At 70.6% G+C, this 1,061-nt stretch carries 2 protein-coding genes; both read left to right on the top strand.

Annotated elements, in window-relative coordinates; translation table 11 throughout:
• Positions 1-317 (top strand): acyl-CoA dehydrogenase family protein (locus IE249_RS33225; RefSeq protein WP_268249736.1); only part of this gene is annotated, 317 nt, incomplete at its 5' end.
• 36 nt (positions 318-353) lie between these two features.
• A partial coding sequence (locus tag IE249_RS33220) for an acyl-CoA dehydrogenase family protein (protein WP_189710874.1) occupies positions 354-1,061 on the top strand: 708 nt, incomplete at its 3' end.

Genomic DNA, 1,061 nt, shown 5'->3' with positions numbered 1-1,061 from the left:
TGGACATCGCGGTCAACCGGGCCTACACCCACCAGGTCGCCTGGGAGGCCGACCAGCCGGGCACCGACCGCAAGACGCTGCATGCCAAGGCGTCCACCGCCAAGCTCGCCGCCAGCGAGGCCGCCGGCCGGGTCGCCGACCGGTGTCTGCAGATCTTCGGCGGACGCGGCTACGACCGCTCGTACGCCGTCGAACGTATGTACCGGGAGCTGCGCGTCGACCGGATCTGGGAGGGCACCTCCGAGATCCAGCGCCTCATCATCGCCAACGAGCTGATCAAGCGCGGCACCCGCACCCTTGCCCTGCCCACCCACTGAAACCACGCCCCTCAATACCCCTGAGCGAGGACTTCCATGGACTTCCGCCTCACCCCGCGCCAGGCGCAGCTCAAGGCCGACGCACGCGCCCTCACCGACCGCATCGCCGCCTACGAGGTGCGGTGCGAGGAGGAGAACGGCCTGCCCGCGAGCGCGCACACCAAGATCCGCGACGCCGTCCTCGACGCGGGGCTCCAGGCCGTCAACATGCCGGCCGAGTGGGGCGGCGCCGGACTCACCATCGCCGAGCAGGTCACCGTCCAGGAGGAGCTGGGCCGGCTCACCGGCGCCCTGTGGGACATGGTGTGGCGGCCCGCGAACGCCCTTCGCTTCTGCACCCCCGAGCAGCGCGAGCGCTTCCTCGTCCCGGTGATCAGGGGCGAGCGGCGTGACTGCTACGCCGTCACCGAACCCGGCGCCGGCTCGGACCCGCAGAACCTCGCCACCACGGCGACCAAGAACGGCCAGGGCTGGGTGCTGAACGGCGAGAAGTGGTTCGTGACGGTGGGCGACCACGCGGACTTCATGATCGTGCTCGCCGCCGCGGGACCGGAGCGCGCGCCGACGCTGTTCCTCGTCGACAAGGACACCCCCGGCATCGAGATGACCCGGGTGCCGCGCTTCATGCACACCTTCGTCTACGAGCACCCCGAGTTCACCTTCACCGACGTCCAGGTCGGCGAGGACGCCGTGCTGGGCGGCATCGGCGAGGGCCACGACATCACCCGCTCGTGGTTCACCGAG

It is taken from the genome of Streptomyces anandii JCM 4720, assembly GCF_014650655.1.
Taxonomy (GTDB): domain Bacteria; phylum Actinomycetota; class Actinomycetes; order Streptomycetales; family Streptomycetaceae; genus Streptomyces; species Streptomyces anandii.
Note: the sequence above shows the minus strand (reverse complement) of the source record. Positions and strands in the feature narration are given on the sequence as shown.